The sequence below is a fragment of the Pseudomonas deceptionensis genome, from assembly GCF_900106095.1.
GTDB lineage: Bacteria > Pseudomonadota > Gammaproteobacteria > Pseudomonadales > Pseudomonadaceae > Aquipseudomonas > Aquipseudomonas deceptionensis.
This window is the reverse complement of the sequence record NZ_FNUD01000002.1, coordinates 1,623,561-1,649,447: the sequence shown is the minus strand read 5'-3', so window position 1 is coordinate 1,649,447 and position 25,887 is coordinate 1,623,561. Positions and strand designations below refer to the sequence as shown.

General features: G+C 58.3%; 19 protein-coding genes and 1 pseudogene. 8 read left to right on the top strand and 12 right to left on the bottom strand.

The window, feature by feature from the left end; genetic code table 11:
* Positions 1–8: 8 nt before the first annotated feature.
* The 3 genes from BLW11_RS07485 to BLW11_RS07475 all read left to right on the top strand — a co-directional run bounded on the left by BLW11_RS07485 (position 9) and on the right by BLW11_RS07475 (position 2,735).
* A complete protein-coding gene (locus BLW11_RS07485) occupies positions 9–497 on the top strand; it encodes a DUF3015 domain-containing protein (protein WP_029611228.1) in 489 nt (162 codons plus the stop codon).
* A 78-nt stretch (positions 498–575) separates the two neighbouring features.
* Entirely contained in the window at positions 576–2,429 is a 1,854-nt protein-coding gene (locus tag BLW11_RS07480) for an Lnb N-terminal periplasmic domain-containing protein (RefSeq protein ID WP_048359291.1), read from the top strand.
* A 15-nt stretch (positions 2,430–2,444) separates the two neighbouring features.
* On the top strand, positions 2,445–2,735 hold the full coding sequence (locus BLW11_RS07475) for a chorismate mutase (protein WP_048359292.1): 291 nt from the start codon (positions 2,445–2,447) through the stop codon (positions 2,733–2,735).
* Positions 2,736–2,845: 110 nt separating this feature from the next.
* Here BLW11_RS07475 and gdhA read toward each other — a convergent pair whose 3' ends face one another.
* A complete protein-coding gene (gene gdhA / locus BLW11_RS07470) occupies positions 2,846–4,183 on the bottom strand; it encodes an NADP-specific glutamate dehydrogenase (protein WP_048359293.1) in 1,338 nt (445 codons plus the stop codon).
* A 364-nt stretch (positions 4,184–4,547) separates the two neighbouring features.
* Positions 4,548–6,215 carry an energy-dependent translational throttle protein EttA gene (gene ettA / locus BLW11_RS07465; protein ID WP_048359294.1) on the bottom strand — a complete coding sequence of 556 codons (1,668 nt, stop codon included), beginning with the start codon at positions 6,213–6,215 and terminating at the stop codon, positions 4,548–4,550.
* A gap of 266 nt (positions 6,216–6,481) precedes the next feature.
* Between ettA and BLW11_RS07460 the strand changes: the two genes are divergently transcribed.
* Together BLW11_RS07460 and glyA are read left to right on the top strand one after the other, a co-directional pair.
* Positions 6,482–10,339, top strand: coding sequence for a sensor domain-containing protein (locus tag BLW11_RS07460; RefSeq protein ID WP_048359295.1), 3,858 nt, complete (start codon positions 6,482–6,484; stop codon positions 10,337–10,339).
* A 105-nt stretch (positions 10,340–10,444) separates the two neighbouring features.
* Positions 10,445–11,698: a serine hydroxymethyltransferase gene (gene glyA / locus BLW11_RS07455; protein WP_048359296.1), complete on the top strand. Its 1,254-nt coding sequence runs from the start codon at positions 10,445–10,447 to the stop codon at positions 11,696–11,698.
* 98 nt (positions 11,699–11,796) lie between these two features.
* Here glyA and yjiA read toward each other — a convergent pair whose 3' ends face one another.
* The 6 genes from yjiA to katB all read right to left on the bottom strand — a co-directional run bounded on the left by yjiA (position 11,797) and on the right by katB (position 18,908).
* Positions 11,797–12,765 (bottom strand): GTPase, encoded by a 969-nt coding sequence (gene yjiA / locus BLW11_RS07450; RefSeq protein WP_048359297.1) that lies wholly within the window; start codon positions 12,763–12,765, stop codon positions 11,797–11,799.
* A gap of 83 nt (positions 12,766–12,848) precedes the next feature.
* Positions 12,849–13,046: a YbdD/YjiX family protein gene (locus BLW11_RS07445; protein ID WP_003443968.1), complete on the bottom strand. Its 198-nt coding sequence runs from the start codon at positions 13,044–13,046 to the stop codon at positions 12,849–12,851.
* Between the two features lie 18 nt (positions 13,047–13,064).
* Positions 13,065–15,131: a carbon starvation CstA family protein gene (locus BLW11_RS07440; protein ID WP_048359298.1), complete on the bottom strand. Its 2,067-nt coding sequence runs from the start codon at positions 15,129–15,131 to the stop codon at positions 13,065–13,067.
* A gap of 214 nt (positions 15,132–15,345) precedes the next feature.
* Complete coding sequence (gene radA / locus BLW11_RS07435) at positions 15,346–16,713, bottom strand: DNA repair protein RadA (RefSeq protein ID WP_048359299.1); 1,368 nt, start codon at positions 16,711–16,713, stop codon at positions 15,346–15,348.
* Positions 16,714–16,758: 45 nt separating this feature from the next.
* Positions 16,759–17,289 carry an ankyrin repeat domain-containing protein gene (locus tag BLW11_RS07430; protein WP_048359300.1) on the bottom strand — a complete coding sequence of 177 codons (531 nt, stop codon included), beginning with the start codon at positions 17,287–17,289 and terminating at the stop codon, positions 16,759–16,761.
* Positions 17,290–17,366: 77 nt separating this feature from the next.
* Positions 17,367–18,908, bottom strand: a complete 1,542-nt coding sequence (katB, locus tag BLW11_RS07425) for a catalase KatB (RefSeq protein WP_048359301.1) — start codon at positions 18,906–18,908, stop codon at positions 17,367–17,369.
* A gap of 280 nt (positions 18,909–19,188) precedes the next feature.
* On the opposite strand from katB, the gene mscL reads away from it, so the two are divergent.
* The gene (gene mscL / locus BLW11_RS07420) at positions 19,189–19,602 is read left to right on the top strand and encodes a large-conductance mechanosensitive channel protein MscL (RefSeq protein WP_048359302.1); all 414 of its coding nucleotides are present in this window, start codon (positions 19,189–19,191) and stop codon (positions 19,600–19,602) included.
* 72 nt (positions 19,603–19,674) lie between these two features.
* Here mscL and BLW11_RS07415 read toward each other — a convergent pair whose 3' ends face one another.
* Positions 19,675–20,451, bottom strand: a complete 777-nt coding sequence (locus BLW11_RS07415) for a ferredoxin--NADP reductase (RefSeq protein WP_048359303.1) — start codon at positions 20,449–20,451, stop codon at positions 19,675–19,677.
* 370 nt (positions 20,452–20,821) lie between these two features.
* Here BLW11_RS07415 and BLW11_RS07410 point away from each other — a divergent pair, with 370 nt between their 5' ends.
* Positions 20,822–21,535: a helix-turn-helix transcriptional regulator gene (locus BLW11_RS07410; protein WP_074836730.1), complete on the top strand. Its 714-nt coding sequence runs from the start codon at positions 20,822–20,824 to the stop codon at positions 21,533–21,535.
* A gap of 153 nt (positions 21,536–21,688) precedes the next feature.
* Positions 21,689–22,813 carry a methyltransferase gene (locus BLW11_RS07405; RefSeq protein WP_048359304.1) on the top strand — a complete coding sequence of 375 codons (1,125 nt, stop codon included), beginning with the start codon at positions 21,689–21,691 and terminating at the stop codon, positions 22,811–22,813.
* 58 nt (positions 22,814–22,871) lie between these two features.
* Here the strand turns inward: BLW11_RS07405 and BLW11_RS07400 are convergent, their stop codons facing one another.
* The 3 genes and pseudogenes from BLW11_RS07400 to BLW11_RS07390 all read right to left on the bottom strand — a co-directional run bounded on the left by BLW11_RS07400 (position 22,872) and on the right by BLW11_RS07390 (position 25,547).
* Positions 22,872–23,039, bottom strand: coding sequence for a DUF2474 domain-containing protein (locus tag BLW11_RS07400; RefSeq protein ID WP_048359305.1), 168 nt, complete (start codon positions 23,037–23,039; stop codon positions 22,872–22,874).
* 58 nt (positions 23,040–23,097) lie between these two features.
* Positions 23,098–24,104, bottom strand: a pseudogene (gene cydB, locus BLW11_RS07395) (cytochrome d ubiquinol oxidase subunit II).
* A 3-nt stretch (positions 24,105–24,107) separates the two neighbouring features.
* Positions 24,108–25,547 (bottom strand): cytochrome ubiquinol oxidase subunit I, encoded by a 1,440-nt coding sequence (locus BLW11_RS07390; RefSeq protein ID WP_048359307.1) that lies wholly within the window; start codon positions 25,545–25,547, stop codon positions 24,108–24,110.
* Positions 25,548–25,887 lie beyond the last annotated feature (340 nt).

Genomic DNA, 25,887 nt, shown 5'->3' with positions numbered 1-25,887 from the left:
AAAAGCTTATGAAACGGATTCTTCTCGGTACTCTCTTTACGGTTGTTTCCCTCAACGCCATGGCGCAAGCACCAGGTGGCCCGAACTGCGGTTGGGGCAACATGCTATTTGAAGGCCAGCGCGGCACACCGGCCCACTTCCTGGCCTCCACCACCAACGGCACGTCCGGTAACGCCACCTTCGGCATGACCTCCGGCACCAACGGCTGTACCACCAAGGACGCCCTGACCTACGGCGGCAAATCGTGGATTGCCATGAATGGCATGATGAACGAACTGTCCGAAGACATGGCCAAAGGCAATGGCGAAGCACTGACCACCTACGCGGTGGTACTGGGCGTAGCCCCTGAAGACCGCGAGCACTTCGCCGCCGTCACTCATGAGCACTTCCAGCAAATCTTCAGCAAGGCCGATGTAACGGCTGAAGATGTGCACAGCAACACCCTGGCCATCCTCAAGGGCGATGCCCGCCTGGCTAAATACGCCACAGCGGCGTAGTAAATAAGACACGCCCGCTCCTCCCGGAGCGGGTATTGTCTTGCGTGACCCCTCTTTGTCTGACAACAGTTGCCGAACATGCTCAAACGCCTTGCCTACCTGGCGCTCTGTGCCTGCGCCCCGCTGTATGCCGCACCCAACCTCGACAATCAACGTGTGCAGCAGTTGGCCAACGACCCCTTCTGGATCTCTCTTGGGCACTATGAGGCTGCAAAGCTCAAGGGTTGGCGAAGCCATGTCAGCGATGACAAATTCTTTCTGGCCCCCGACGGCGCTCACCACCCGGACGCCGAACTGCGGGCCACTGTCCAGGCGCTGTACTCACCCGCAAGCCTGGGGGACAAACACCCGCAATGCGTCTACCCGTCCCGCACCCGCTGGCTCAAGGCCCAACTGAACCTGACCGACCTGCCCCAGGTTGACTGTGCAGAGTTCAGCCAATGGTTCAAGGACGTGGCGCCGCACAGCACGGTGATGATTTTCCCGGCTGCCTACCTCAACAGTCCGTCTTCGATGTTCGGCCATACCTTGTTGCGTATCGACCAGGCCGATGTGCAGAACAACAAGACTGCCCTGCTCAGCTACGCGATCAACTTTGGCGCCTACATTGAAGGTTCCGACAACAGCATTCTGTATGCCTGGAAAGGCCTGGCCGGCGGTTACCCCGGTTTGTTCGCGCTGGTGCCCTACCAGGAAAAACTCTCGGAATACCGCAGCCTGGAAAACCGCGACCTGTGGGAGTACCGCCTCAACCTGACACCCGAAGAAACCCAACGCATGGTCGAACATGTGTGGGAACTCAAACAGATCCAGTTCGACTATTTCTTCTTCGACGAAAACTGCTCCTATCGCTTGCTCGAACTGCTGCAAGTGGCACGCCCAGGCTTGCAACTGACCGGCCAGTTCCCTCTGACCGCGATCCCCACCGACACCGTGAAAGCGGTCAAGGAAGCCGGCCTGGTCGAAAGTATCGAGTACCGCCCGTCCCGCGAGCGTGAGCTGCTGGATCGCGCCAAAGCCCTCGACCCTGAAGAACAGCAATGGGTATTGCAGGTGAGCGCCGATCAGGCCCAGTTGCAGAACCCGGCATTCATGGCGCTGCCCAAGGCGCGCCAGGCGCTGATCATCGATGCGGCCTATCGTCTTGAGCGCTACCGTGCCAACGGCCTTGAGCGTGACCCTGCACGCTCGCAGCGCAGCTTTGAACTGCTACGGGCGATCAACCAGAACCCTGCGCCCGAACTGCAGGTGGAAAAACCCGAACTCCCGGAAAACGGCCACGAATCGCGCACCTGGCAACTGGGGGCCGGCAGCCGTGACGACAAGGCGTTTGCCGAGTACGGCCTGCGCATGGCCTACCACGACCTGAACGACAACGCACCGGGCTTCCCGCTGGGTGCCCAGATCGAAATCCTGCAACTCAAACTGCGCCAGTACGAGGGCAACAAGTGGCAGGTTCAACAACTGGACCTGGCCAATATCCGCTCCCTGACACCGCGCAACGACCTGCTGCAACCCTGGTCCTGGCAGGTGGGCGGCGGGCTTGAACGCGTGCTCGGCAAACATGGCGACGAGAATCTGGTCAGCCACGTCAACGGTGGCGCGGGCGGCACCTGGCAATTGGGCGACAACCTGCTGGGCTTCGCTTTGGGCACTGTGCGCGTGGAGCACAACAATGATTTCGCCGCCTTTGTGTCACCGGCAGCGGGCTTTAACACCGGGTTTCTTTGGCGTAACCCGGTGGGTAACCTGAGCCTGGAAGCCAAGGGTGACTACTTCACCAACGGTGAAGTCCGCCGTAGCCTGAGCCTGAACCAGCAATGGGAAGTTTCGCGTAATCTCGGCCTGCGACTCACCGCACAGCGAGAGTTCAGCCATCTGAGCTCTCCGGTCAACGAAGTGATGCTGGAATTGAAGTGGTATCACTACTGAAGGAGTTTTAAAGACATGGCAGTTAACTGTGATTCCCTTGAGCAAGTGCGCGAGAAAATCGATGGATTGGACCGACAAATTATCAGCCTGATTGCTGAACGCGGTGCTTATGTGTCGCAAGCGGCACGCTTTAAAAAGGACAGCGACGCGGTCAGGGCCCCGCAGCGGGTTGAGCAAGTGATTGCAAAAGTCCGGGCGCTGGCCTCGGAGCTGGGCGCCAACCCGAACGTCACCGAAGAGGTTTACCGCGCCATGATTGCAGCCTTTATCGAGCAGGAATTGGCGGAGCATTTGGCGTTGTCATAACAACACCTGTAGCCGCTGCCGCAGGCTGCGATAAGGCCCGAAGGGCCTTCAAGACAGGGGCCGCTTCGCAGCCCATCGCAGCCTGCGGCAGCGGCTACAGAGTCAAAGGCCTACACCACGCCCTGGGCCAGCATCGCGTCGGCAACTTTGACGAAGCCCGCAATGTTCGCGCCTTTTACGTAGTTGATCCGGCCGTTTTCTTCACCGTAGTGCACGCACGCGTGGTGGATCGATTGCATGATGTTGTGCAACTTGCTGTCCACCTCGCCCGCCGTCCACAGTAAACGCATGGCGTTTTGCGACATTTCCAGACCGCTCACTGCCACGCCACCGGCGTTGGATGCCTTGCCCGGCGCAAACAAAATACCAGCTTCGATAAACAGATCGACCGCTTCCAGAGTGGTCGGCATGTTCGCGCCTTCTGCCACGCACACACAACCATTGCTCAGCAGCGTACGAGCCGCTTCAGCGTCCAGTTCGTTCTGGGTGGCGCATGGCAATGCGATGTCGCACGCCAGGTTCCACGGATGCTGGCCAGCCAGGAATTCAACACCGAACTGCCCGGCCAATTCACTGATGCGACCGCGCTTCACGTTTTTGAGGTCCATCAGCGCTTCCCACTGCTCCTCGCTCAAACCGGCTTCGCAGTACAACGTGCCTTCAGAGTCCGACAGCGAGATTACTTTGCCGCCAAGGTCCATGACTTTACGCGCCGCGTATTGCGCCACGTTGCCCGAGCCGGAAATCGCCACGCGCTTGCCATCAATGCGCTGGCCGCTGCGCTTGAGCATCTCCTGGGCGAAGTACACACAACCAAAACCGGTGGCTTCAGGGCGAATCAGGCTGCCGCCGTAGCTCATGCCCTTGCCGGTCAGTACGGATGTGAACTGGTTGCTCAGGCGCTTGTACTGACCAAACATAAAGCCGATTTCCCGCGCGCCGACACCTATGTCGCCCGCCGGCACGTCAACGTCAGAACCAATGTGGCGATACAGCTCGCTCATAAAGGCCTGGCAAAAACGCATGACTTCCGCGTCGCTCTTGCCCTTGGGGTTGAAATCCGAACCGCCTTTACCACCGCCCATCGGCAGCGAGGTCAGGGAGTTTTTGAAGGTCTGTTCAAAGGCCAGGAACTTCAGGACGCCCAGGTTCACTGACGGATGGAAACGCAGGCCGCCTTTGTACGGGCCAATGGCGCTGTTCATCTGGATACGGAAACCACGGTTTACACGCACTTTGCCTTCGTCATCGACCCACGATACGCGGAACACGATCGCACGCTCGGGTTCGCAAATGCGCTCAAGAATGCCTGAAGTCAGGTAATGCGGATTGGCTTCAAGAAACGGCCACAGACTGCGCAGGACCTCTTCCACTGCCTGGTGGAATTCTGGCTGGTCGGGGTCGCGTTTTTTCAGTCGGGCAAGGAACAGGTCGACGGATTCGATCATGGGAAAGTCTCGGCAAATTTGTTGTCGTTAAACGGAGATTGGCCAGAACTTTATCAACTCATGTGGCACCGTGACAGCGCAAAATGTCGCAGTTATGAATTTAAATGGTGCATTTATATAAATTAAACCGATTTCACAGGCTTTTGCGCACTAAAAAAAAGCTTCTTGTACCCACTTTTGCACCACCAAAAAACAATTCCTGTAGCCGCTGACGAGGAACGAAGGCTGCGATGAGGTGCGAAGCAGCCCCGGCATTCTGAAAGTCCTTCGGCCTTTATCGCAGCCTTCGTTCCTCGTCAGCGGCTACACGTCCTGAACAAAAAACGGAGCCCCGAGGGGCTCCGTCTTTTCTTGCAAACCGGCCTTACTGGGCCAGTTTCTTGTGACGCACACGGTGCGGCTGGGTGGCCGCTTCGCCGAGGCGCTTTTTACGGTCGGCTTCGTACTCGGTGTAGTTACCTTCAAAGAAGATAGCTTGCGAGTCGTCTTCGTACGCCAGGATGTGAGTCGCGACGCGGTCAAGGAACCACCGATCGTGAGAGATCACAATGGCAGCGCCCGGGAAGTCCAGCAGCGCTTCTTCAAGCGAACGCAGTGTCTCAACGTCAAGGTCGTTGGACGGTTCGTCGAGCAGCAGCACGTTGGCGCCCTCTTTCAAGGTCAGGGCCAGGTGCAAGCGACCACGCTCACCACCGGACAGGTCCTTGACGAACTTCTGCTGATCGCCACCTTTGAAGTTGAAGCGACCTACATAGGTACGCGACGGGATTTCATAGTTGCCGATGCGGATCACATCGGAACCGTCAGAAATCGCCTGGAACACAGTCTTGCTGCCATCCAGGTCGTCACGGCTCTGGTCAACGCACGCCAGTTGCACGGTTTCGCCGACTTCGATGGTGCCCGAATCCGGCTGCTCTTTGCCCATCAGCATGCGGAACAGGGTCGATTTACCGGCACCGTTACCGCCGATCACACCAACGATGGCGCCTTTAGGCATGGCGAACGATAGGTTGTCGATCAGCACGCGATCGCCGTAACCCTTGGACACGTTCTTGAACTCGATAACCTTGTCACCCAGGCGCGGACCGGCCGGGATGTAGATTTCGTTGGTTTCGCTGCGCTTCTGGAACTCCTGCGATTGCAGTTCTTCGAAGCGTTGCAGACGGGCCTTGGACTTGGACTGACGCGCCTTGGCGCCTTTACGTACCCATTCCAGCTCGTCTTTCATGGCCTTTTCATGGGCCGACTGCTGCTTGGATTCGGCAGCCAGACGATCGGACTTGGCTTCAAGCCAGCCCGAATAGTTGCCCTCGTAAGGAATGCCCGCGCCGCGGTCAAGTTCCAGAATCCAGCCAGCAACGTTGTCCAGGAAGTAACGGTCGTGCGTAATCGCAACCACGGTACCCGGGAAGTCGTGCAGGAAGTGCTCCAGCCAGGCTACCGAGTCGGCGTCCAGGTGGTTGGTTGGTTCGTCGAGCAGCAGCATGTCCGGGGCAGACAGCAGCAGGCGGCACAAGGCCACACGACGCTTCTCACCACCCGACAGGTGCTCGACCTTGGCATCCCATGCCGGCAGGCGCAGGGCATCGGCAGCCACTTCGAGCTGACGCTCAAGGTTGTGGCCGTCGCTCGCTTGCAGGATGGACTCCAGCTTGGCCTGTTCGGCGGCCAGCTTGTCGAAGTCGGCATCCGGGTCGGCATATTCGGCGTAAACCTGATCCAGGCGCGCTTGGGCATCCTTGATTACACTTACGGCTTCTTCAACCACTTCGCGCACGGTTTTGTTCGGGTCCAGCTGCGGCTCTTGCGGCAGGTAACCGATGTTCAGCTCCGGCATCGGGCGAGCTTCACCGTCAAACTCGGTGTCGACACCTGCCATGATTTTCAGCAGGGTGGATTTACCCGAACCGTTGAGGCCCAGTACGCCGATTTTGGCGCCCGGGTAAAACGACAGGGAGATGTTTTTCAGGATTTCCCGCTTCGGCGGAACAACTTTGCTCAGCCGATGCATGGTGAAAACGTATTGAGCCATGGAGAACCTAGGGTCAGTGACTGATGAATAAGGTGCGAGCAATGCCCGGATCAGGCCATAGCAGAAAGTCAGGGACTGATCGGGATCAATGCCTGCTCGCAGAAAAAGCATAAGTGTAGACGCCCGAATCTACCTGAATGCGCTGAACAGGGCAAACCAGCGCAGACCAGAGGACTGGCACTTTGCCACAACCCAAGGCATGCTAAGCGCCCTCTGGGCGTCTTAGAGGGCCTCGCGCCATTGGCGCCGAATTGCAGGATCACAACTTGCCCAATGTCACACCATCCACTCCCGCCAACGCATCCAGCCAATTACTTGGTACGCCTGTGCGCGGGACGTTAAAAAGTGCGTTGGCGGCCCTGGTTCTACTGTTGCTGGCAATGCTCTTCTGGTTATTGATCGAACAGTTCCAGGAAACCCTGCAACAAGAACGCCAGACCAGCATCAATTACAGCGCCGACCTGGCCGATCACATCAGCCTGAGCATGGCGCTCAGGGCCGAGACAGCCCTCAACCTGCTACCCGTCGACCAGTCACCGAAAGACCTGCACCAACAACAGCTACTGGTCACGCAACTACGCCAATCCCTGCCGGCCCTGCAAAGCGCGGCCTTGCTCAGCCCGGCGGGCGAGGTATTGCTCGACAGTACCGGCACCAGCCCCGACGCTGCCTACCTGGCTGACTGGTTCCGCCACACCCCTTCGAGCAGCCGCACCGAAGGCTACTACTACAGCAACAATAATGACGGCAGCGTCGTCTACTTATTGTTACGCCAGCCCAGCGGCGCCATTAATGGTTACTGGCTGCTGCGCATGACCCCGGACCTGCTGCAAAACCTGACACATCAAAGCGCCGGCAGCCGGCCGCAATGGCTGGTCGAAAACACGCAGAGCCGCAACGTGGTCAGCCGTATGGATAAATCCATCACACCGGCTGTCACCCTGACCCCTCGCGATGAAGAGGACACCGTACTGCTGACCTCCATCAGCCATAGCGACTGGCAACTGCGCGGGTTGTTCGATGACCGCCAGGCGGTTGAGCAGTTGCTGCCGGGGCTGATCGTCAAATGCCTGCTCGGCTTGCTGTTTTCGATGTTGCCGCTTATCGCACTGTTGAACATGCGCCGCCGCCAGCGTCAGCTGCATGAAGGACGCCGGCGCTATCACGATATTTTTGAAGGCACCGGCGTCGCGCTGTGCGTGCTCGACATGTCCAGCTTGCCGGGCTTCCTTGAGCGCGAAAAGCTGCACGACAGCGACAGCCTCAAGCTATGGCTGAACGATCGCCCCGAGCATCGTCGCCAGCTGTTTGAACAACTGCGCATCACCGAAGTGAACCAGGTGGCCATGCAACTGCTGTCGGTCGAATCAGGGGACGGCGCCTGGCAAAAGCTGATCAATGGTTGCCCGCAAACCATCTCGGCCATTGGGTATCGGATCGTCGAAGCCGTACTCGATCAACAGCAGCAGCTCGAACTGGAAATAAGGCTGACCAATGCCGATGGCCAGGATCAGCATTTATGGCTGGTACTGCGCCTGCCTGTGGACCGTCAGGAGTATCACGCCGTCATCCTGAGCATCAGCGACATCACCAGCCGCAAGCTGATCGAGTTGTCCCTGCAGGAACGCGAAAGCTTTTGGTCCGATGTGGTGCGCACCGTACCCGACCACCTCTATGTGCAAAATGTAATTACCCAACAGATCATCTTCAGCAACCATCACCTTGGGCAAACCCTGGGCTACAGCGACGCCGAGCTGCAGCAAATGGGCGCTTACTTCTGGGAGCTGCTGCTGCACCCCGAAGACGCCGAGCGCTATCACCACTTGCGCCAGCAGCAACGGCTCGATGGCTACAAGGTCCTGATGCAATGCCAATTGCGCTTTCGCCACCACCACGGCAACTGGCGCTGCTTCGAGATCCGCGAGCAGGCCTTCGCCCGTGACACCGGCGATCAAGTCACGCGCATTGTCGGGGTGGCCAAAGACATCACCGACCAAATCGAAGCCAGCGAATCGTTGCGCGACAGCGAACAGCGTTACCGGATGCTGGCCGAAAGCATCAGCGACATTATTTTCTCCACCGACAGCACGTTGCAGCTGAACTACCTCAGCCCGTCAATACAGACAGTACTGGGCTACGAAGCGCAATGGGTGTTCAACAACGGCTGGCAATCGATTATCGCCACGCCACAGCAACTGACCGGCATTTACGGCCTGATCGAACGCGTCAGTGCTGCCCTGGACAAACCCCAGCAACTATCAGCCCTGCGTTCCCAGGTGCAAAGTCAGCTGTTCCTGCTCGATTGCCTGCGCGCAGACGGCCATAAAGTCCCCATCGAGTTGCGCCTGGTGCTGGTATGGGATGAGAACGATGCCTTCGAAGGCATTTTGGGCGTCGGCCGTGATATCAGTCAGCAGCGCCGGGCCGAAAAAGACCTGCGCATGGCCGCGACGGTATTCGAACACTCCACCTCGGCCATCCTGATTACCGACCCCGCAGGCTATATCGTGCAAGCCAACGAAGCCTTCAGCCGGGTCAGCGGTTACGCAGTGGCCCAGGTGCTCGACCAATTGCCGAGCATGCTGACGGTCGACCCCCAGCAGAGTGCGCAACTTGCCTATGTGCTCAAGCAACTGCATCTGCACGGCACCTGGGAAGGTGAAGTCTGGCTCAAGCGCCTCAACGGCGAACACTACCCGGCCTGGGTCGGCATCAATGCGGTGCTCGATGACGAGGGCGATCTGGCCAGCTATGTGTGTTTTTTCAGTGACATCAGCGAGCGCAAGGCCAGCGAACAGCGGATTCACCGCCTGGCCTATTACGACGCTCTGACCCACCTGCCCAACCGCACCCTCTTCCAGGACCGTCTGCACACGGCACTGCAACAGGCCGAGCGCAACAAGTCGTGGGTGGTGCTGATGTTCCTCGACCTCGACCGTTTCAAGCCCATCAACGACTCACTGGGCCACGCGGCAGGCGACCGCATGCTCAAGGACATGGCTATTCGCCTGCTTGCCTGCGTCAGCGACGACGATACCGTCGCACGCATGGGTGGCGACGAGTTCACCCTCCTCTTGCAGCCTCGGGCATCACGCCAAATGGCCTTGAACCGGGCTATCAGTGTGGCCGAGCAAATCCTCGCCAGCCTGGTGAAACCCTTTGTGCTCGAAAGCCGCGAGTTTTTCGTAACGGCCAGCATTGGCATCGCCCTGAGCCCGCAAGACGGCAACGAACTCAGCCAACTGATGAAAAACGCCGACACCGCGATGTATCACGCCAAGGAGCGCGGCAAAAACAACTTCCAGTTCTATCAGGCGGACATGAACGCCAGCGCCCTGGAGCGCCTGGAGCTCGAAAGCGACCTGCGCCATGCGCTGGAACAGAAAGAATTCATCCTGTACTACCAACCGCAATTCAGCGGCGACGGTAAACGCCTGACCGGAGTCGAGGCGCTGTTGCGCTGGAACCATCCGAGACGCGGCCTGGTACCGCCCGGCGACTTTATTCCAGTACTCGAAGAGCTGGGCCTGGTGGTGGAAGTGGGCGACTGGGTGCTGGCAGAAGCCTGCCGCCAGCTCAAGCTTTGGCACCAGGTCAAAGTGCGCGTGCCCAAAGTCTCGGTCAACATCTCGGCGCGCCAGTTCTCCGATGGCCAACTGGGCACGCGCATCGCCAATATCCTCAAGAAAACCGGCCTGTCGCCTGCCTGCCTGGAGCTTGAGCTGACCGAAAGCATCCTGATGCGCGAAGTCAGCGAGGCCCTGCACATTCTGGCCAGCCTGAAAAACCTCGGCCTGAGTATCGCCGTAGACGACTTTGGCACCGGTTACTCGTCGCTCAACTACCTCAAGCAATTCCCCATCGACGTGCTGAAAATCGACCGCACCTTTGTCGACGGCCTGCCCTCAGGTGAACAGGACGCCCAGATAGCCCGGGCGATCATTGCGATGGCCCACAGCCTGAACCTTGCCGTTATCGCCGAAGGTGTAGAGACCCACGAACAACTGGATTTCTTGCGCGAGCACGGCTGCGATGAGGTGCAAGGCTACCTCTTCGGGCGGCCGATGCCCGCTCATTTGCTGGTCAAGCAGCTGAAAGCAGCGAGTGATGAGCTGCAAAACTGAGACTTGCAGTGCGATCAAGTGCGCCGTGAATCGCATTCATATGCCAGATAAAACCCATTGAGTTAGAATGCCCTCCTTTTCTGCCCCCGATCCTTGAGGACCGCCATGTTCAGCCGTGATTTGACACTTGCCAAGTTCGACGCCGACCTTTTTGCCGCCATGGAGCAAGAAGCTCAGCGCCAGGAAGAACATATTGAGCTGATCGCTTCGGAAAACTACACCAGCCCAGCGGTCATGGAAGCTCAAGGCTCGGTGCTGACCAACAAATACGCCGAAGGTTACCCGGGCAAGCGCTACTACGGCGGCTGTGAATACGTCGACGTAGTTGAGCAACTGGCTATCGACCGTGCAAAAGAACTGTTCGGCGCCGATTACGCCAACGTTCAGCCGCACGCCGGCTCCCAGGCCAACAGCGCTGTGTACCTGGCCCTTCTGTCGGCTGGCGACACCATCCTGGGCATGAGCCTGGCCCACGGCGGTCACTTGACCCACGGCGCCAGCGTTTCGTCCTCGGGCAAGCTGTACAACGCCATCCAGTACGGCATCGACGCCAACGGCCTGATCGACTACGACGAAGTCGAGCGTCTGGCTGTTGAGCACAAGCCAAAAATGATCGTGGCCGGCTTCTCTGCCTACTCGCAGATCCTGGACTTCCCGCGTTTCCGCGCTATTGCTGACAAGGTTGGCGCCTACCTGTTCGTAGACATGGCTCACGTAGCCGGTCTGGTAGCTGCTGGCGTTTACCCTAACCCGGTTCCGTTTGCTGACGTAGTGACCACCACTACCCACAAAACCCTGCGCGGTCCACGTGGTGGCCTGATCCTGGCCAAAGCCAACGCCGACATCGAGAAGAAGCTGAACTCGGCTGTATTCCCGGGTTCGCAAGGTGGCCCGCTGGAGCACGTCATCGCCGCCAAGGCCGTGTGCTTCAAAGAAGCTCTGCAACCAGAGTTCAAGGCTTACCAGCAACAAGTCGTGAAAAACGCGCAAGCCATGGCATCGGTATTTATCGCGCGCGGTTTTGACGTGGTATCGGGCGGTACTGAAAACCACCTGTTCCTGCTGTCGCTGATCAAGCAAGACATCTCGGGTAAAGACGCTGACGCCGCACTGGGCAAAGCATTCATCACCGTAAACAAAAACTCCGTACCGAACGATCCACGCTCCCCGTTCGTGACTTCGGGTCTGCGTTTCGGTACTCCAGCTGTTACCACTCGCGGCTTCAAAGTAGAAGAATGCCGTGAACTGGCGACCTGGATCTGCGACATCCTGGACAACATCACTGACGAAACCGTGATTGACGCTGTTCGCGAGAAAGTAAAAGCCATCTGCGCCAAGCTGCCGGTTTACGGCAACTGAGTGTAAATAGCTGAATAAAAAGCCCGGCCTTGTGCCGGGCTTTTTTGTGCGCGCTTACTGGCAAGTCGCCAAACCCGGCACAACAGATCAAAAGCCCCTCACCCCCCAAGCCGTGCAAAACCCTCACGAATCTTGGCTTCGGGCAAGTCATCGGCAATGAACACCATCACGCTTTCACGCGCCTCGCCTTCGGCCCACTCGGTGTCCCAGTCAAAGCCATACAGTTTGAGCACGCCCTGGAACACCAGCCTGCGGTCTTCGCCCGCAATGCTCAGTACACCTTTGTAGCGCAGTAACTGTTTGCCGTGATCTTCGAGCAACTCGTTCATAAATGCGCTGAGACTGTCGATATCCAGGGGCTTGTCGGTGCGCAGTACCAGGCTGGTGATGCGGTCAATGGACGCCGCAGGCTGCACCGGGCGCAAGCTCAGGCCGCCACCCAGGTCTGCATTGAGGTTAAACCCGCGTACATCCAGCAGCTCGGCCAGATCAATCTTGCCGTGCTCGACCACGCGAATCGGCGCGCGGCGGTTGATGCGGGTCAGACGCTCGCACAGGGCATCGAAGGTCGCGTCGTCCACCAGATCGCGCTTGCTTACCAGCAGGCGGTCGGCAAAGCCGATTTGCGCCTGGGCGATGGTCTGGCTCAGGTGAACATCGGCGTGGGCCGCGTCCACCAGGGTGATGATGCCGTCCAGCAGGTAACGCTCGCGCAGTTCTTCGTCGATAAAAAAGGTTTGTGCCACAGGCGCAGGGTCCGCCAGGCCGGTGCATTCGATCACCAGCCGGTCGAAGGCGATTTCGCCGCTGTCCAGGCGCTCAAGCAACAGGTACAGCGCCTTGGTCAGGTCGGTGTGGATGGTGCAGCACACGCAACCATTGGACAGGGTCATGACTTGCACCGGCTCGTCGCCCAACAGCTGGGTGTCGATCCCGGCATCGCTGAATTCGTTTTCGATCACGGCGATTTTCAGCCCGTGCTCGGCCTTGAGCAGATGGCGCAACAACGTGGTTTTACCGGCACCGAGAAACCCGCTGAGGATGGTGACGGGGATTGGAGAGGACATGCAAATCTCCCTGAAAGCAGAAATAAAAATGGGAGCAGCCAAACAGCCACTCCCACTGAGGTCACGCAACCCCGGTTACAGGGTTAACAGCACTTGGGCCCACCCTTGCCGCCGTAACGGGCCTCCTGGCGTTCGCGAAAGAACGCCTCGTAGGTCATCACCGGCTTGTCCGGGTGCTTGGTTTGCATATGCTCGACGTAGTTGTCGTAGTCGGGCATGCCGACCATCAGGCGCGCGGCCTGACCGAGGTATTTACCGAGGCGACTCAGGTCATTGAACATGGCTGCAATCCTCTGTTGTTAAGCGTCTGGAACGGCTTGGTACGGTGCTTCTTTATCCGTACGTTCTTTACGACCCCAAGCCGCGGCACCCACTTTGACCGCATAGAACAGAATGCTGAACACCACGAACAGGAACAGCACGGTCAGACCGGCGTTGGTGTAGGCATTGATGATCACGTGCTGCATCTGGTCGATGTTTTTCGCCGGGGCAATCACCTGGCCCGCTTCCAGGGCCGTACTGTATTTGTTGGCCAGAGCCAGGAAGCCGACCGCCGGGTTGGCGTCGAACAGCTTGATAAAGCCTGCGTAGGTCGTGCAGATCAGCAACCACACCGCCGGGGTCATGGTGACCCAGATGTAGCGCTGGCGCTTCATTTTGATCAGCACAACGGTCGCCAGCATCAGCGCAATACCCGCCAGCATCTGGTTAGAGATACCGAACAGCGGCCACAGGGTGTTGATGCCGCCCAATGGATCGATCACGCCCTGGTACAGCAGATAACCCCACATTGCCACACACAGACCGGTTGCCAGCAAGTTGGCGCCCCAGGACTCGGTACGCTTGAGTGCAGGCACAAAGCTGCCGAGCAAGTCTTGCAGCATGAAGCGACCGGCACGGGTGCCGGCGTCAACTGCCGTCAGGATGAACAGGGCTTCAAACAAAATAGCGAAGTGATACCAGAACGCCATGGTGTTTTCGCCCGGCAGCACGTTGTGCAGGATCTGGGCGATACCCACAGCCAGTGTCGGCGCACCACCGGCACGGGCCAGAACGGTGGTTTCACCGATGTCATGGGCCAGTGCTGTCAGTGCATCCGGGGTAATTGCAAAACCCCAGCTGCTAACGGTTTGCGCAACCGTCACCACATCACCGCCGACGATGGCCGCCGGGCTGTTCATGGCGAAGTACACACCCGGCTCGATGACCGAAGCGGCAACCATTGCCATGATGGCCACAAAGGACTCCATCAGCATCGCGCCGTAGCCGATGTAACGGGAGTTGCATTCGTTATCCAGCAGTTTGGGTGTAGTACCCGAGGCAATCAGTGCGTGGAAACCCGATACCGCGCCGCAGGCAATGGTGATGAACAGGAACGGAAACAGACCGCCTTTCCACACCGGGCCGGTGCCGTCGGTGAACTGGGTCAATGCCGGCATTTTCAGCTCTGGCATGGTGACCAGAATGCCGATGGCCAGGGCCACGATCGTACCGATCTTGAGGAATGTCGACAGATAGTCACGTGGTGCCAGTACCAGCCACACCGGCAGTACCGCTGCCACAAAGCCGTAACCGATCAGCATCCAGGTGATTTGCGTACCGGTGAAGGTAAACACCGGGGCCCACTCCGGGCTGGCCGCAATCTGGCCCCCCAGCCAGATCGAACCGAGCAACAGCAGTACGCCGACGACCGATATCTCACCAATACGACCCGGGCGGATGTAGCGCATGTAAATGCCCATGAACATCGCGATCGGGATGGTTGCCATCACCGTGAACATGCCCCACGGGCTCTCGGCCAAGGCTTTCACCACGATCAGCGCCAGCACCGCAAGGATGATGATCATGATCAGGAAGCAGCCAAACAGCGCGATGGTGCCAGGCACCTTGCCCATTTCCTCGCGCACCATGTCGCCCAGGGAGCGACCGTTGCGGCGGGTGGACATGAACAGGACCATAAAGTCCTGCACCGCACCGGCCAGCACCACACCGGCGATCAGCCAGAGCGTGCCCGGCAGGTAGCCCATTTGCGCAGCCAGAACCGGCCCGACCAGAGGCCCGGCGCCAGCAATGGCGGCAAAGTGGTGACCAAAAAGAATGTGTTTGTTGGTTGGCACATAGTCCAGACCGTCGTTATTGACCACCGCCGGTGTTGCGCGCAGTGGGTCCAGCTGCATCACTTTTGTAGCGATAAACAAACTGTAATAACGATAAGCAACCAGATAGATGGCAACAGCTGCCACTACGATCCACAAGGCGTTGATCGCCTCGCCTCGACGCAAGGCCACTACGCCCAAGGCGCAGGCTCCTACAATTGCCAGCACCAGCCACGGAATGTGGCGCAGCAGGCTATTTTTATTATTCATTTTTATATTCCGGCCAGTTGGACAAGAAGGTTTGCCCCCGGAGTTTAGCGCTACCAGCTCTAAAGACCAGCCCCTAACGTTGGTCTAGAGCCTTCTTTTATGGTTTTGTGCCAAGCGGCGCTGCACATTTGTGCAGCGCGGCGCCGGCGTCTGCCACGGGGGGCTGATCACATGCAGCCATCAGCCGTTGCAGACTTTATTGCCCCTCTGAACCCTACTCGAACAACGCATCCAGCGCCTGCTCCAGACGGGTCACGCTGATCACCTGCAACCCCGGCGGGGATTCTTTCGGGGCGTTGCCCTTGGGCACGATGGCGCGCTTGAAGCCGTGCTTGGCCGCTTCCTTAAGCCGCTCCTGACCGCTTGGCACAGGGCGTACTTCGCCAGACAGACCGACTTCGCCGAACACCAGCAAGTCATGGGGCAGCGGCCGGTTGCGCAGGCTGGACATCACGGCTGCCATCAACGCCAGGTCTGACGCGGTCTCCAACACTTTGACCCCGCCCACAACGTTGAGGAACACGTCCTGATCGTGAGTCGGGATACCGCCGTGGCGGTGCAGGACCGCCAGCAACATGGCCAGGCGATTCTGGTCCAGGCCCAGGGTCACACGGCGCGGGTTGGACATATGGCTGTCATCCACCAGCGCCTGCACTTCCACCAGCATGGGCCGGGTGCCTTCCCATGTGGCCATGACCACACTGCCCGGCACTTCTTCCTGAGCGCGAGTAAGGAAAATTGCAGACGGGTTGGAGACTTCTTTCAAGCCTTTGTCGGTCATACCGAACACGCCCAGCTCGTTGACTGCACCGAAGCGGTTTTTCACCGCCCGCAGCAAGCGCAAACGGCCATCGGACTCGCCCTCGAAATACAGCACGGTATCCACCATGTGCTCCAGCACGCGGGGCCCGGCCAGCGCACCCTCTTTGGTCACGTGGCCCACCAGGAAAATCGCCGTGCCGCTGGACTTTGCATAACGCACCAGCAATGCCGCGCTCTCGCGCACTTGCGATACGCCGCCCGGCGCCGATTGAAGCTGTTCGGTGAAGATGGTCTGGATCGAGTCGATCACCATGACCTTGGGCTTTTCCAGTTTGGCGGTGGCGATGATGCTTTCGATGCAGGTTTCGGTCATCACCTTGAGTTGATCCTGCGGCAGCCCCAAACGCCGGGCGCGCATGGCCACTTGCTGCTGGGACTCTTCACCGGTGACATACAGCGCAGGCATGCGCGTGGCCATATGACACAAGGTTTGCAGCAGGATCGTCGACTTGCCGATACCCGGATCGCCGCCGATCAGCACCACCGAGCCATCAACCAGACCGCCACCGAGCACCCGGTCCAGCTCGCCGGAGGCGGTGGAGAAGCGCGGGATTTCAGCGATGCTGACTTCGGCCAGGGTCTTGATCTGTGCCTGTTGCCCGGTCCAGCCGGTACGGGCGCTGGGTGGCGCGGCCGCGCCGCTTTCTACAATGGTTTCGACCAGGGTGTTCCAGACGCCACACTCGCCACACTGCCCGGCCCACTTGGGAAAGGTTGCGCCGCACTCGGTGCAGCCGTAAATGCGCTTGGGCTTGGCCATCTGAACTCCACGGAAAAACCGCGATGATAGCCCACCCGGCCGTGATCAGCGCGACACTGGCATGCGGATTTCGCCATTGGCCAGCCGAGCGGCACTGTTACCCGATGCATCTTCGGCATTCAGGTCCGCGCCTTTGCCGGACAAGTCATTGAGCAACTCGACCCGCTTAAACAGACCCGCGTACATCGCCGCTGTTTGCCCGGCGCCGTTGCGCTGGTCGGGGTTGCAGTCGGTGGCGAGCAAACGGCGGGCAATCTTGAGCTCGCCCTTGAAAATGGCGCCCATCAGGGCGGTGTTGCCACGTTGGTCTTGCACACAGGCATTGGCGCCGGCTTTGAGCAGATGCTCTACCGCCTCGCCCTGACCGTTGTAGGCCGCAAGGATTAACGCGGTGTAGCCTTTGTTGTCCTGGGTATCGAGCCCGTAGTGCGACGCGATAAAGGTATCGAGCATCGCCACATCACCGCGACGGGCGGCGTCAAAGTAATGGTTCTGGAGTTGTGTTTGTACGTCGGGCTCTTCGGCAATACAGATGCCGCTGGCAAGCAGCAGGGTCAGGGAAATAAAAATATGCATTGTGGATTACCTGCAATTGCTCGCTTGAATCAAAAGCCCCTCTCCCACAGGGAGAGGGTTGGGGTAAAACCCAGGAGTTAATCCACCAGTTTGGAAGCCAGTGCCTTGACCCGCGCCAGGTCGCCCTTGGCCACTTTGGTCACGCCGGTGCCGTACTCGGGATCGGCCTTGTAGAGGAACGACAGGATGATGTGCTTGCTTTCATCGTCTGTTGTCGCCAGTGAGCCGCCGAAGTTTTCAATCAGGTCCTGACGCTCTTTCTTGCTGAATGAGCGATACAAATCACCGGCCTGCTTGAAGTTCTGCTCACGCTGAATCTTCGCCTGCTGGGTGGTGCCCGACAGCGGCGTTTCGATATAACGCGCGGCTTGCGGCTCTTCACGCGGCATCAAGCGGCTCGGCTGATAGTTCACACCACTGCTGGTGTGGCCGATGTTCATCGCACCGTCCTGATTGCCATTGTTCACCGCAACTCGCGGCGCGTTGATTGGCAATTGCAGGGCGTTGGCCCCCAGGCGGTACATCTGGGTATCGGCATACGAGAACACCCGACCCTGCAGCAAGCGGTCTTCGGATGGCTCGATACCTGGCACCAGGTTGGCCGGGGCCATGGCGACCTGTTCGGTTTCCTGGAAGACGTTGGCCGGGTTGCGGTTCAGGACCATTTGCCCGACTTTGCGCTCAGGCACGCCCGGCCAGATTTTGGTGGCGTCCAGCGGGTCAAAATCAAACGACTTCAGGTCTTCAGGCTTGAGCACTTGCACATACAGGTCCCACTTGGGGAAGTCGCCCTTGTTGATGTGAGTGACCAGATCGTTAGTCATGTGGCTGTAGTCCTGGCCCTGAACCTGAGTCACTTGTTTCGGGTCAAGGTTGTGCAGCCCCTGAAGGCTCTTCCAGTGGAACTTCACATAACGTACATCGCCCTTGGCATTTACCAGTTTGTAGGCGTGTACGCCGTTACCGTCCATCTCACGGTAGCTGGCCGGGGTACCCGCGTTGGAGTACAGCTCGGTCAAGGTGCGTGTGGCTTCCGGCACGTGGGAGAAGAAGTCGAACCGGCGCGAGTCGTCGTCAAGGTTGGTGCGCGGGTCGGGTTTGAACGCGTGAACCATGTCCGGAAACTTGATCGCGTCACGAATAAAGAACGTCGGGAAGTTGTTGCCTACCAGGTCCCAGTTACCGTCAGCGGTGTAGAACTTGGTGGCAAAGCCGCGCGGGTCGCGCAGGGTTTCTGGCGAGTGGGTGCCATGCACCACGGCCGAAAACCGCACAAATACCGGGGTGGTTTCGCCTGCAGCAAACACACGGGCTTTGGTCAGGTCGCTCAGGTCATTGGTGACGGTAAACGTGCCGTGCGCGCCGGTACCGCGAGCATGCACGACCCGCTCAGGAATACGCTCACGGTCAAAGCGCTGAAGTTTTTGCAGCAACTGCACGTCCTGCAACAAGACCGGGCCGTTGGCCCCTGCCGTCTGGGAGTTCTGGTTATCACCGACAGCCGCACCGTTATCGCGGGTCAGGGTTGCGGCGTGGGCCGAAACCGAAAGCAGGCTGGCGCTTAAAACACACAGCAGGCGGCGCTGTGAAGCCAGGCCGAAGCCCAGGGAGGTGGTCATGCGTATGTCCTCTGGTTATTGGATGCGCGTATCAGCGCTGACCAGAGGCTAGAGGCCTGCGGGGCAAACTCTAAATAGAAAGGTCTCAAGCCGGCCATTGAAAAAAAGGTCTGGCATTGGGGTAATCAATCGCGTACCGGGCGCCACTTGCAGCGCTGTAGAAAACTTATGGCCATTGAGCAGGTCGATTACTGCACACATGCAAACAGCGGCGCAGGCATGATCTGCCATGCTGAATTACACTGCACCCACCAACCTCATCTGTAACAAGGAATATCCAATGGGCGTGATAAGTGAGTTCAAGGCCTTCGCGGTCAAAGGGAACGTGGTCGATATGGCCGTCGGTATCATCATCGGCGCGGCATTTGGCAAAATCGTTTCGTCCTTTGTGGGTGACGTTGTCATGCCACCGCTGGGGTTGTTGATTGGCGGTGTGGACTTCAGTGACCTGGCCATTACGCTTAAAGCCGCCGTTGGCGATGCGCCAGCCGTGGTCGTGGCCTATGGCAAATTCATCCAGAGCGTGATCGACTTCATCATCGTCGCGTTCGCCATTTTTATGGGTGTAAAGGCAATCAACCGCCTCAAGCGTGAAGAGGCCGTCGCGCCAAGTGCTCCGCCACTGCCGTCCAAAGAAGAAGAACTATTGGGCGAAATCCGCGACCTGCTTAAAGTTCAAAACAACCGGCCATAACTGTCCGGAATAAACAACGGCGCCCCAGGGCGCCGTTGTTTATTCCATGCCACGCGACATACAAAATTCACACTACCAGTAATTCTCAACAGCGACTTGCCCTGGACGACGGCTCAGGCTCAGTTGCATATCCCGCGTTTTGAGCAACTTGCGCGTGTCATCAATCATTTGCGGGTTTCCGCACAACATGACCCGTGAATGTTCGGCTGTCAGTTCAATACCCGCCGCCTGCTCAAGTTCACCATTTTCAATCAGCGTGGTAATACGCCCGTTCAATGCGCCGGGGACTCGCTCACGGGTGACAATCGGAACATACACAAACTTGTGCGCATATTCGGCCAGGTACTCGCGCGAACATAACCCGGCGATCAGGTCCTGATAGGCCAGCTCCCGTGCTTCACGTGCACTGTAAACCAGCACAATTCGCTCGAACTTTTCCCACACTTCAAAATCCTGCAGGATCGACAAAAACGGCGCGATGCCGGTCCCTGTTGCCAGCAACCACAGGTCACGCCCGTCAACAAAACGGTCCAGGGTCAGAAAACCGAACGCCTGGCGCTCTACCATCAAGCGGTCGCCGACTTGCAGGCGACTGAGTTCACTGGTGAATTCTCCGCCCGGCACCACAATCGAAAAAAACTCCAGAAACTCGTCATGGGGCGACGAAACCATGGAATAGGCGCGCCATACCGTACTGCCGTCGGCCTTGGTCACCCCCAGCCTGGCAAATTGACCCGCACGAAAACGAAAGCCTGCGTCACGGGTGGTGCGCAATGTAAACAGGCTGGGGGTCAGGGGTGTGACATCGGTCAGCGTCTGCTGGGTGAATTTTTCTGCGCTGGCAGTCATGGGACACTCCAATGGCGAATGGCCCTAGTGTCGCGCAAAGGGCCCTGGAGAAACACCGATGGTTTGTGGTGGCTTTGCGACAGACTGTCGCCTTGCAAATACAGGCCAGAACGCAATAGTTGTAATAGTTGACGCGGATAATTTCGACACACGCTCTACTTAAAACCGCATAACAGCTATATAGACACAACCAAAAAAGTCCAATCAAACTCCCTCATTACATGACCTTCTGCATCTCTAAGCATCCACCCCGCCGCCGATAGATATTATTTACTTATTAAGTATTCAGTATTATTTGAAGTAGGACCTAAAATTATCCACTAGGATACCCGCAACTCCACCAGCAACTTCAAGGCCGCAGGAGCGCCTCATGACCGCTCACACTACAATCAGCACCCACCCGCACGTTACTTTCAGCAGCGAGACAGAGTTACACGCCTATACACTCAAACGGATAGAAGGCTATGGTTTCGACTATTTCTTTTTCCGAATGATTCCCAGGCTCGGCAATGCCGTATCGCACAGCAAGGTAATAACAAACTATCCAAAAGCTTATATCGAGCGGTATGAGAAAGGCCCCTCGTCGAAAACAAATCCGCTCGTGGCTCACTGCCAACTTTCTATCATGCCTATCATTTGGAGCTCCTACGTTTTTCGTGAGTCTCCAGAGCTGTGGAAAGCGGCACAAACCTGCGGGCTGGCCTATGGATGGTCGCAATCGGTCCACGACGCCAATGGCGTTGTGAGCATGCTGAGCCTTGCCAGGAAAGATCCCCCTCTCACCGAGGACGAGTTCGCGGACAAAGTCGCCAACGTCTTGTGGCTATGCAACCAGCTGCACGGTGCCATGCTCGAACGGTCCCCTCTGCGCCACAACCTGGAAATCCATATCACCCGCTTGTCCTGCCGGGAGATCGAAATCCTCAAGTGGACAGCCGAAGGCAAAATAGCCGCCGACATTGGTACGATCCTGAGCCTGAGCACCCGCACCGTGAACTTTCATATCAGCAGTGCCATCAGAAAGCTGGGGGCGAACAACAAGACATCTGCCGTGGTCATGGCGGCAAAATCCGGACTGCTGTGAGCAGGCACTGCAACGTACCGGACAAACGCATCAGGTAATCTGCTGCAAAAAAAAGTAAAATCACGCCCACCTGTAAAACCCACGGACTCCTCTGTTAACCAGGCCCCCTCAAGGGCCGGGCATGCAGTTGCCGATTCCTCAGAGTTTGTATAAATGCCTGTGCTAGAAAGCCCCTTCGCCCAACTTCGCCTGATCCGCCAACCCGAGCAGCAGAACGAGCCTTTGCAGGCCTTCGATGCGGCGGATGAGTATTTGCTTAATCACTTGGCCGAACAGGCGCTGCCCGCGAACAGTCGGGTTCTGGTGCTCAATGACAGTTTTGGTGCCTTGGCCGTCAGCCTGGTAGGCACGATGGGTGTCACCAGCAGCAGCGACTCCTTCCTCGCCCTGCAGGCGCTGGAAAAAAACCTGACGCTCAATGGCCATGCCTACGATGCAGTCTCGATCATCCCTGCCAGCGAACCGTTGGTCGGCCCCTTCGACTGCGTGCTGATCCGCGTGCCCAAAACCCTGGCGTTGCTCGAAGAGCAACTTATCCGCCTGCAGGGCCAACTGGCGCCGGGCGCGCAGGTGATCGCAGCAGCCATGGTCAAACACTTGCCCCGTGCCGCAGGTGATCTGCTGGAACGTTACATCGGCCCGGTACAGGCTTCGCTGGCGGTAAAAAAGGCACGTCTGCTGATTGCTGCACCACAGGCTCTGGGGCCGTTTACCTCACCGTACCCTTCGCGCTACCGCCTGGACAAGCCCGCCATCGAGCTGCTCAACCACGCCAACGTGTTTTGCCGCGAAGACCTGGATATCGGTACCCGGGCGTTCCTGCCGCACCTGCCAAAAAATCTGGGCGCGGCACGGGTTGCCGACCTGGGCTGCGGCAATGGGGTGCTGGCCATTGCCAGTGCGCTGAATAACCCGCAGGCGCAGTACACCCTGGTCGATGAGTCCTTCATGGCGGTGCAGTCCGCCCGTGAGAACTGGCAGGCCGCGCTGGGTGATCGCGAGGTCATTGTGCGGGCCGATGACGGCCTGGCAAGCCAGGCACCGGATTCTCTGGACGTAGTGCTGTGCAACCCGCCGTTCCACCAGCAACAGGTGGTGGGGGACTTTCTGGCCTGGCGCATGTTCCAGCAGGCGCGAGAAGCGCTGGTGGTCGGTGGGGCGCTGTATATCGTCGGTAACCGCCACCTGGGTTACCACAGCAAGCTGGCCAAGCTGTTTCGCGGAGTCGAGCAAGTCGCCGCCACGCCAAAGTTTGTAATCCTGAAGGCGCGTAAGTAAGCACTCCCCTCCCAGACAATAAAAAACCCTCCGAAGAGGGTTTTTTATTGTCTGGCCATCAGTGGGTTTTCATACCCGCCGCTGTCATGAACAGGCGGATAAGCCAGGCAAACACGCCCAGACTCGCCACGCTGGCGGTCCAGATCACCAGCAACCAGCCGATACGTTGCCATAACGGCTTCTTCTCGCACTCTTGCACGTCGTGTAGATAATCCTTGCCAGCCATGCTCAGGCCTCCTCTTGGGGAAAAGGCTGCGGCCCTCAGGCCACAGCGGCAGTTGCTACTAGTGATAACCGTCTTCGTGGGTGACCTTGCCGCGGAACACGTAGTAGCTCCAGAAGGTATAACCCAGAATGAACGGGATGATAAACAAGGTGCCCACCAGCATGAAGCCCTGGCTTTGCGGCGGTGCAGCGGCGTCCCAGATCGAGATCGAAGGCGGGATGATGTTCGGCCACAGGCTGATACCCAAACCGCTGTAGCCCAGGAAGATCAGTACCAGGGTCAACAGAAACGGTGTGTAGTGAGCCTTGCGCGCTATCGCCTTGAGCAGGCCGTACATCGTCACCAGCACCAGGATCGGCACCGGCAGGAACCAGAACAGGTTCGGCAGCGTGAACCAGCGTGCCGCAATGTCGGTGTGCGCCAGGGGTGTCCACAGGCTGACGATACCCATCAGCACCAGCACGGCCAGCGCCAGAGGGCGACCCAGCTTGTGCATGCGCTCCTGCAAATGACCTTCTGTCTTCATGATCAGCCAGGTGCAGCCGAGCAACGCATAGGCCACGATCAGCGCGATCCCGCAGAACACGGTGAACGGTGAAAGCCAGTCCAGCCCGCCCCCGGCGTACTGGCGGTCGACCACCGGGATGCCATCAATGAAGGCCCCCAGCGCCACGCCCTGAAAGAAAGTGGCCACAAGCGAGCCGCCAATGAAGGACTTGTCCCAGATATGGCGTTTTTCCGGCCGCGCCTTGAAGCGGAATTCAAAGGCCACGCCACGAAAAATCAAGCCCATCAGCATCAGCATCAGTGGCAGGTACAGCGCCGACAACACCACCGAATAGGCCAGCGGGAAGGCGCCAAACAACGCCGCCCCCCCAGTACCAGCCAGGTTTCGTTGCCGTCCCAGACGGGAGCAACCGTGTTCATCATCACATCGCGGTCACTCTCGCCCTTGATAAAGGGGAAGAGGATGCCGATCCCGAGATCGAAACCATCCATGACCACGTACATCATGATCCCGAAGATGATGATGATTGCCCAGATAAGTGGCAGATCAATACCCATGACTCAATTCCCCTTAGTCAGGCTGTCGCTGTGGCCTTCATCTGTACCCTCATGGGCCGCAGACAGAGGACGGGCAGGCGTGCGTTGCTGGCCTGGGCCACCGTGGGTGTCGTCATCGCCTTCGTGAGTGATCGGGCCCTTGCGTACCAGACGCATCATGTAGCCCAGGCCCACACCGAACAGTGAGAAATACACCACTACAAACATGACCAGCGTGACACTCATTTGCATGACGCTGTGATTGGACGACGCATCCGAGGTGCGCATCAGCCCGTACACCACCCATGGCTGACGACCGATTTCAGTGGTGAACCAGCCCGCCAGGATAGCGATCAGGCCCGATGGCCCCATCCACAGCACCAGACGCAAGAACCAGCGGTTCTCGTACAAAGTGCCGCGCCTGCGTAGCCACACGCTCCAAAGCCCGACGAAGATCATCAGCATGCCCAGCGCCACCATGATGCGGAAGCTGAAGAACACGATGGTTGAGTTGGGGCGGTCCTCGGGCGGGAAGTCCTTCAACGCCGGGATTTGCTTGTCCAGACTGTGAGTCAGAATCAGGCTGCCCAAGTACGGAACTTGAATCTTGTAGTCCGTGGTTTCGGTCTTCATGTTGGGGATGCCAAACAGAATCAGCGGCGTTGGCTCACCGGGTTTGTTTTCCCAGTGACCTTCCATGGCCGCGATTTTTGCCGGCTGATACTCAAGGGTATTCAAACCGTGGGCATCACCGATCAGCGCCTGCACCGGTGCGACCACCAGGGCCATCCACATTGCCATCGAGAACATGCGGCGAATGGCCGGCGTGTTACGACCGCGCAACAGATGCCATGCCGCCGAGGCACCGACAAAAAACGCCGTGGCTACAAAGGCCGCCGTGGCCATATGCGCCAGACGGTAAGGGAACGACGGGTTGAAAATCACCGCCAACCAGTCCACCGGAATCACCCGGCCATCAATGATTTCGAAGCCTTGCGGGGTTTGCATCCAGCTATTGGAGGCCAGGATCCAGAAGGTCGAAACCAGTGTCCCGAGGGCCACCATCGCGGTCGAGAAGAAGTGCATCCCGCGACCCACGCGGTTCCAGCCAAACAGCATGACGCCCAGAAAACCCGCCTCAAGGAAGAATGCGGTCAGTACTTCATAGGTCAGCAGCGGCCCGGTAACAGCACCGGCAAAGTCCGAGAACCTCGACCAGTTGGTACCGAACTGGTAGGCCATGACCAGGCCCGATACCACGCCCATACCGAAGTTGACGGCAAAAATCTTCGACCAAAAGTGGTACAGATCGCGGTAGGTATCGTCACGGGTTTTCAGCCACATGCCTTCGAGCACCATCAAATAACTGGCGAGACCGATGGTAATGGCGGGAAAAATGATGTGAAACGATATGGTAAACGCGAACTGAATTCGGGCGAGCTCGAGAGCATCCAAACCGAACATAAGTCTTCCTCTATCAGGTATCAGGTCGTTGAGGACACAAGCATCGCACCTGTATCCAACTACCCCGCAGGCCATGGCCACAGCGAATCGAGCTTCGCTCTTTTAACCACAACGCAAAGGGCTCTGGCCGGCTGGCCATCCAGAAAACCTCCTGGAGGTTTTGATCTGGATCAAGCATGGATGAAAGAGTAGTCCATTCCTGACACACGGCTAATGTGGTTTGTTGTCGCGTGACACGATGCCTCAGGCCTTGATATAGACCGTTGCAAGAACCGTAAGGATTCGCAGAAAACAGATTTTAAACAGGGGGTTTGGGGGGACCGGCAACCTTCATGTTTCG

What these genes read in the sequence shown, in the direction of transcription:
- BLW11_RS07485 (WP_029611228.1), top strand. Translation starts at nt 9, where the DNA reads ATGAAACGGATTCTTCTCGGTACTCTCTTTACGGTTGTTTCCCTCAAC.
- BLW11_RS07480 (WP_048359291.1), top strand. Translation starts at nt 576, where the DNA reads ATGCTCAAACGCCTTGCCTACCTGGCGCTCTGTGCCTGCGCCCCGCTG.
- BLW11_RS07475 (WP_048359292.1), top strand. Translation starts at nt 2,445, where the DNA reads ATGGCAGTTAACTGTGATTCCCTTGAGCAAGTGCGCGAGAAAATCGAT.
- gdhA (WP_048359293.1), bottom strand. Translation starts at nt 4,183, where the DNA reads ATGATCGAATCCGTCGACCTGTTCCTTGCCCGACTGAAAAAACGCGAC.
- ettA (WP_048359294.1), bottom strand. Translation starts at nt 6,215, where the DNA reads ATGGCTCAATACGTTTTCACCATGCATCGGCTGAGCAAAGTTGTTCCG.
- glyA (WP_048359296.1), top strand. Translation starts at nt 10,445, where the DNA reads ATGTTCAGCCGTGATTTGACACTTGCCAAGTTCGACGCCGACCTTTTT.
- yjiA (WP_048359297.1), bottom strand. Translation starts at nt 12,765, where the DNA reads ATGTCCTCTCCAATCCCCGTCACCATCCTCAGCGGGTTTCTCGGTGCC.
- BLW11_RS07445 (WP_003443968.1), bottom strand. Translation starts at nt 13,046, where the DNA reads ATGTTCAATGACCTGAGTCGCCTCGGTAAATACCTCGGTCAGGCCGCG.
- BLW11_RS07440 (WP_048359298.1), bottom strand. Translation starts at nt 15,131, where the DNA reads ATGAATAATAAAAATAGCCTGCTGCGCCACATTCCGTGGCTGGTGCTG.
- radA (WP_048359299.1), bottom strand. Translation starts at nt 16,713, where the DNA reads ATGGCCAAGCCCAAGCGCATTTACGGCTGCACCGAGTGCGGCGCAACC.
- BLW11_RS07430 (WP_048359300.1), bottom strand. Translation starts at nt 17,289, where the DNA reads ATGCATATTTTTATTTCCCTGACCCTGCTGCTTGCCAGCGGCATCTGT.
- katB (WP_048359301.1), bottom strand. Translation starts at nt 18,908, where the DNA reads ATGACCACCTCCCTGGGCTTCGGCCTGGCTTCACAGCGCCGCCTGCTG.
- mscL (WP_048359302.1), top strand. Translation starts at nt 19,189, where the DNA reads ATGGGCGTGATAAGTGAGTTCAAGGCCTTCGCGGTCAAAGGGAACGTG.
- BLW11_RS07415 (WP_048359303.1), bottom strand. Translation starts at nt 20,451, where the DNA reads ATGACTGCCAGCGCAGAAAAATTCACCCAGCAGACGCTGACCGATGTC.
- BLW11_RS07410 (WP_074836730.1), top strand. Translation starts at nt 20,822, where the DNA reads ATGACCGCTCACACTACAATCAGCACCCACCCGCACGTTACTTTCAGC.
- BLW11_RS07405 (WP_048359304.1), top strand. Translation starts at nt 21,689, where the DNA reads ATGCCTGTGCTAGAAAGCCCCTTCGCCCAACTTCGCCTGATCCGCCAA.
- BLW11_RS07400 (WP_048359305.1), bottom strand. Translation starts at nt 23,039, where the DNA reads ATGGCTGGCAAGGATTATCTACACGACGTGCAAGAGTGCGAGAAGAAG.
- BLW11_RS07390 (WP_048359307.1), bottom strand. Translation starts at nt 25,547, where the DNA reads ATGTTCGGTTTGGATGCTCTCGAGCTCGCCCGAATTCAGTTCGCGTTT.